This is a genomic window from Streptosporangium sp. NPDC006013 (genome assembly GCF_040614275.1).
In the GTDB taxonomy this organism is placed as follows: domain Bacteria; phylum Actinomycetota; class Actinomycetes; order Streptosporangiales; family Streptosporangiaceae; genus Streptosporangium.
Genome location: NZ_JBEXUE010000588.1, coordinates 1 through 5414, shown reverse-complemented (window position 1 = coordinate 5414; position 5414 = coordinate 1). Strand labels below are relative to the sequence as shown.

General features: G+C 68.0%; 6 protein-coding genes. 4 read left to right on the top strand and 2 right to left on the bottom strand.

Annotation, left to right across the window (positions count from 1 at the left end; translation table 11 throughout):
• Positions 1-6: 6 nt before the first annotated feature.
• Positions 7-567 (bottom strand): DUF4352 domain-containing protein, encoded by a 561-nt coding sequence (locus ABZ260_RS45580; protein WP_355630647.1) that lies wholly within the window; start codon positions 565-567, stop codon positions 7-9.
• 287 nt (positions 568-854) lie between these two features.
• On the opposite strand from ABZ260_RS45580, the gene ABZ260_RS45575 reads away from it, so the two are divergent.
• Genes ABZ260_RS45575 through ABZ260_RS45565 form a run of 3 tightly spaced genes read left to right on the top strand, consistent with a single transcriptional unit; the run spans position 855 to position 3283 of the window.
• Positions 855-1673: an ABC transporter substrate-binding protein gene (locus tag ABZ260_RS45575; RefSeq protein WP_355630645.1), complete on the top strand. Its 819-nt coding sequence runs from the start codon at positions 855-857 to the stop codon at positions 1671-1673.
• A gap of 3 nt (positions 1674-1676) precedes the next feature.
• Positions 1677-2525 carry an amino acid ABC transporter permease gene (locus ABZ260_RS45570; protein WP_355630642.1) on the top strand — a complete coding sequence of 283 codons (849 nt, stop codon included), beginning with the start codon at positions 1677-1679 and terminating at the stop codon, positions 2523-2525.
• Positions 2522-3283 carry an amino acid ABC transporter ATP-binding protein gene (locus tag ABZ260_RS45565; protein ID WP_355630639.1) on the top strand — a complete coding sequence of 254 codons (762 nt, stop codon included), beginning with the start codon at positions 2522-2524 and terminating at the stop codon, positions 3281-3283. Before ABZ260_RS45570 ends, ABZ260_RS45565 begins: the two co-directional genes overlap by 4 nt.
• Before the next feature lie 207 nt (positions 3284-3490).
• Here ABZ260_RS45565 and ABZ260_RS45560 read toward each other — a convergent pair whose 3' ends face one another.
• Positions 3491-3910, bottom strand: coding sequence for a hotdog fold thioesterase (locus ABZ260_RS45560; protein WP_355630650.1), 420 nt, complete (start codon positions 3908-3910; stop codon positions 3491-3493).
• A gap of 67 nt (positions 3911-3977) precedes the next feature.
• On the opposite strand from ABZ260_RS45560, the gene ABZ260_RS45555 reads away from it, so the two are divergent.
• The coding region (locus tag ABZ260_RS45555) for a 5'-3' exonuclease H3TH domain-containing protein (RefSeq protein WP_355630636.1) at positions 3978-5414 on the top strand (1437 nt) is incomplete at its 3' end.

Sequence of the window (5414 nt, the reverse complement as noted above, 5' to 3'; positions counted from 1 at the left end):
GGAGGCTCAGGACAGTGGCACCCGCACGCCGTCGGTGGTGCCCCCCACACCGAGGGGCGGGTCGCCGAACAGCCTGATCGCGGAGACCTGTGCCTCTTTGGGGATGTCGTACCACAGGTCCATTTCGATCCTGACCTGGGCGCCGAGCGGGAGGGTGTCCGGCTGGCGCTTGGTGGCCTGCGCGAACCGGTCGATCGTGTGGACGGTGCCGTTGGCGGTGATGAGCTGCTGCCGCTTGGCGTCGAAGCGGGAGTTGGTGCGCCCGGGGTTCTCCACAAGGATCCGTACGACCACGTACTGGCCCTTGGCCTGCCATTCGGCGTGGCTGCCGAAGAAGCCGCTCAGGCCCTTCTGCAGGCCGATCACCTGGAACCGGGTGTCGCCGTCGGTCACCGGCGCGGCCCGGATGGGGCTCTCGCCCGGCCGAACCGGGCGCGGCGGGAGTTCGTAGGTCGGGGTGGGGGTGGCCGAGGGGGAGGCGGATGCGGCCGGTTCCCCCGCGGTGCAGCCGGACAGGACGGTGACGGCGAGAGCGACACCGGTGAACAGGATCAGGGGGGCGCGCACATCGGGCAACGTAACCGAGTCGGACCCCGAAGTTCAACGACCGGCCCGGCCGGCGTTGACGATCCGGCAAGTGTTCGCATCCCGGTCCGCGGCGGGAGCAGGGTGTGGATCGGGGGGCTCCTGACACGGTTGTTGTCCGAATTGTGTCATACCGGTGATCTGCACGATTATGCAGGTGATGGAGCATGACCTGCATTGAGGTATCCATAAAAGAAGCGACATTTGACCGTAAGGAGGCCTTTGTGGGCCTGAGTTTTGTTTCCCGTCGTGCACTCACGGTGGGCGCCATGGTCGTCGCCGGTGCGCTCGGCCTTGCGGCCTGCGGCGGTGGCGAGACCACCAGCGCGAGCCCGAGCGATGGTGCCTCGGCAAGCGCTCCCGCGGCTGCGGCCGGCCCGCAGGTGATCACCCCCGGCAAGCTGACCACCTGCACCAACCTGCCCTACGAGCCCTTCCAGTTCAAGGAGGGGGAAAAGGTCGTCGGTTTCGACGTCGACATCGTCGACCTGGCGGCCAAGAAGCTCGGCCTGACGCAGGAGATCGTCGACATCGACTTCGCCGTCATCAAGAGTGGTGCGGCGATGGCGGCGGGCAAGTGTGACGTGGCCGCCGCCGGTATGACGATCACCGAGGAGCGCAAGGCCAACATCGACTTCTCCGAGCCCTACTTCGACGCCACGCAGGCACTGCTGGCCAAGAAGGGAGCCGGCGTGGCGACCCTTGACGAGGTCAAGGCCAAGGGCCTCAAGCTCGGTGCCCAGGCCTCGACCACGGGCCTCGACTACGTCAAGGGCAAGGGCCTGGACCCGAAGGAGTTCGCCGACTCTCCCAAGGAACTGCTCGGTCTGCAGTCCGGACAGGTCGACGTGATCGTCCAGGACCTTCCCGTCGTCCTGACCTGGCTGAAGAAGCCCGAGATCGCGGAGAAGTTCGAGCTGGTCGCCAGCCTCGACACCGGCGAGCAGTACGGCGTCGGCCTGAAGAAGGGCGCCGACCCGGTCCTGCTCAAGGCGATCAACGACGCGATCACCGAGGCCAAGGCGGACGGCACCTACGAGCAGATCTTCGTCAAGTGGTTCGGTAAGAAGCCCGGGGAGCTCGGCTAACCGATGACGGACCAGCCAACGACGACCGAGCCCACTCCCGGCGGGGGCGCTCCCGCCGGGGGTGGGCTCAGTCCCCGTAAGAGACAGCAGATCAGCCGGGCCGTCCAGTACGTCGTACTGGCGGCCGTGGCCGTCTTCCTGGCCCTGACCATCGAGTGGGGCGAGCTCGGAAAGAACTTCGCCAGGCTCGACGTCGCGGAGAAGACGCTTCCGGAGCTGTTCACGATCGCGCTGAAGAACACCATCATCTACTCGGTCGGTGGGTTCGTCTTCGCCTTCCTGCTCGGTCTGCTGTTCGCGCTGATGCGGATGTCGTCGGTGCGGCCCTACCGGTGGATCGCGATCGCCTACATCGAGATCTTCCGCGGCCTGCCCGCGCTGCTGATCTTTCTGCTCATCCTGTTCCTGCCCCTGGCCCTGAGCGGCTTCCAGGTGCCGGGCGGCACCTACGGCGAGGGCATCCTGGGTCTGACGATCGTCGGTTCGGCCTACATGGCGGAGACGCTCAGGGCGGGCCTTCAGGCGGTGCCCAAGGGGCAGATGGAGGCGGCGCGCTCGCTGGGCATGTCGTACACCCGGGCCATGGTCTCCATCGTCATCCCGCAGGCCGTGCGCATCGTGATCCCGCCGACGACCAACCAGTTCGTCTCCCTGCTCAAGGACTCCTCGCTGGTGCTGTTCCTCGGTGTCTCCGGTGACTACGTCGAGCTCACGAAGTTCGGCAACGACATGGCCTCGACCCACGCCAACGCCACGCCCATCCTGGTCGTGGGCGTGACATACCTTCTGGTCACCATCCCGCTGGGCTATCTCGCGTCCCGGCTGGAGAAGCGCCAGGCGAAGGGACGGTGACTCCGGTGAACCACGCGGTCGAGATCCGTGACCTGCACAAGTGCTTCGGCAAGCTCGAGGTTCTCAAGGGCATCGACTTCGCCGTCGACCCCGGCCAGGTGGTCTGTGTCATCGGCCCCTCGGGGTCGGGCAAGTCCACCCTGCTGCGCTGCGTGAACCTGCTGGAGCAGCCGACGTCGGGCAGGGTGGTCGTCCACGGAGTGGAGCTGACCGACCGCGACGTCGACATCGACGCCGCCCGCCGCGGCATCGGGATGGTCTTCCAGCAGTTCAACCTCTTCCCGCACATGACGGTTCTGCAGAACGTGATGATCTCGCAGCGCCGGGTGCTGAAGCGGGGCAGGGCCGAGGCCGAGAAGATCGCCAGGGAGAACCTGGACAAGGTCGGCATCGGTGAGAAGTGCGACGCCTACCCCATCCAGCTCTCCGGTGGCCAGCAGCAGCGGGTGGCCATCGCCAGGGCGCTGGCCATGAGCCCGGCGCTGATGCTCTTCGACGAGCCCACCTCGGCGCTCGACCCCGAACTCGTCGGTGACGTGCTCACGGTCATGCGCAAGCTCGCCGAGGAGGGGATGACGATGCTCGTGGTCACCCACGAGATGGCGTTCGCCCGCGACGTGGCCGACCGGGTGGTCTTCATGGACGGCGGCGTGATCGTGGAGGACGGCCCGGCGGAGCAGGTGATCGGCGCTCCGCGGCACGAGCGCACGAAGACCTTCCTGCGCCGGGTGCTCGACCCGACGCACACGGACATCTGAGTTCCGTCTCTCAAGGGCCCGCACCCGCCCGGTGCGGGCCTTCGCGCGATGAAGGTCGAAGCCCAGGGAGCCCGGGGGAGGCCTTTGGCGCCGTACGGAGCTTCCCCGACCCCGTACGTTTTCTACTCGGCCTCCCCGCGGGCATCGCCGTCACCTACCGTAGCGGAAGTGTCGCTCGATGACGGCAAAAAGGCGGTCCGGGTGTGTTCAGACGTCGCGCAGCATGCAGGTGAGGCGCGCGCTGCACACCCGGCGGTCCCGCTCGTCGACGATCTCGATGTCGTAGGTGGCGAGCGTCCGGCCACCGTGCAGCCGGGTGGCCACGCCGGTGACCAGGCCCGAGGTGGCCGAGCGGTGGTGGGTGGCGTTGATCTCGATGCCCATCGCGATCCGCCCGGAGCCCGCGTGCAGTGCCGCGCCGACCGAGCCCAGCGTCTCCGCCAGCACGCACGAGGCACCGCCGTGCAGCAGGCCGTACGGCTGGGTGTTGCCCTCGACGGGCATCGTGCCCGTCACCCGCTCGGGAGTGGCCTCGGTGATCAGGATGCCCATCCGCTCCACCAGCGTGCTCCGGTGTGAGGCGGCCAGCAGTTCCTTGATGCGAGCGGCCTCGTCGGGGTCTGTCATGGTCAAGGGGACGTCTCCTGTCAGGTGAGTCAGGCGTTCTGTCGTACCAGGAGACTAGGCTTTCGCTGTGCCGAAGAACGAAGCGACCCCCACTCGTCCGTGTCTCCTGCTGCTGGATGGGCATTCACTCGCCTATCGGGCCTTCTACGCCCTGCCGGAGGAGAACTTCTCCACCACCACGGGCCAGACGACCAACGCGGTCTACGGTTTCACCTCGATGCTGGTCAACGTGCTCCGCGACGAGCGGCCGACCCACGTGGCGGTCTGCTTCGACCGTTCCGAGCCGACGTTCCGCCACGAGGAGTACGCCGACTACAAGGCGAACCGGAGTGCGAGTCCGGACAGCTTCCGCAGCCAGATGAGCCTGATCCACGAGGTGCTCGACGCGGTGCGCGTGCCGCACCTGTCGCTGGCCGGATACGAGGCCGACGACCTGATCGCCACCCTCGCCACCCGCGCCGCCGAGCAGGGCATGAACGTGCTGATCGTCACCGGCGACCGCGACGCGCTGCAGCTCGTCGACGAGCGGGTCACCGTGCTGATGACCCGTGTCGGCATCAGCAACATGACCCGCTTCACCCCCGAGGCCGTCCTGGAGAAGTACGAGCTCACCCCGGCGCAGTATCCCGACTTCGCGGCCATCCGCGGCGACTCCAGCGACAACCTGAAGAACATCCCCGGGGTGGGGGAGAAGACCGCGGCCAAGTGGATCCGCGAGTTCGGCTCGCTGGAGGAGCTGGTCAACCGGGTGGACGAGGTCAAGGGCAAGGTCGGTGACAAGCTCCGCGACCACCTCGACCAGGTGCTGATGAACCGGCGCCTGACCCAGTTGATCCGCGACGTCCCGCTGGAGCAGGAGATCTCCCGGCTGACGGTCGGCGCGGCCGACCGCGACGAGATCAACAAGATCCTCGACACGCTGGAGTTCCGCGGCGAGATCCGCGACCGGCTGTTCAAGACGATCGGCTCGCCCGAGGCGGAGAGCGAGGAGGGCTTCGAGGTCGAGGTCGTCACCCTCGGCCCCGACGAGGTGGACCCGTGGCTGCGCGCGCTGCCCGAGGGCCGCGCCGGCCTGGCCTTCAAGGGCGCGTACGGCAGCGGCACCGGCCGCGTCGACAGCATCGCCGTCGCGGCGGCCGGAGCCGGGGCCGCGTTCATCGACCCGACCACGCTGACCGAGGCCGACGAGGCGGCCCTGCGCGCGTGGCTGGCCGACGCCTCCAAGCCCAAGGCGGTGCACGACGCCAAGGGCCCGATGCTCGCACTGTGGGCGCAGGGCATGGAGCTGCGCGGCCTCACCTGCGACACCGCGCTCGCCGCCTACCTGGCGACGCCCGGGCAGCGCTCGTTCCCGCTGGAGGACCTCGTGCGGGTCTATCTGCGGCGCGAGCTGCGCAGCGAGGCCGACAACGGCGGCCAGACCAGCCTCTTCGACGACCAGGACGACGACGGCCCCGACGAAGATCGGGATGGGCTGCGCCTCCGTGAGGTTCACCCGGTTGGC

Bases quoted from the DNA above. Each gene is read 5' to 3' on its own strand.
- ABZ260_RS45575 (WP_355630645.1), top strand. From the start codon at position 855: ATGGTCGTCGCCGGTGCGCTCGGCCTTGCGGCCTGCGGCGGTGGCGAG.
- ABZ260_RS45570 (WP_355630642.1), top strand. From the start codon at position 1,677: ATGACGGACCAGCCAACGACGACCGAGCCCACTCCCGGCGGGGGCGCT.
- ABZ260_RS45560 (WP_355630650.1), bottom strand. From the start codon at position 3,910: ATGACAGACCCCGACGAGGCCGCTCGCATCAAGGAACTGCTGGCCGCC.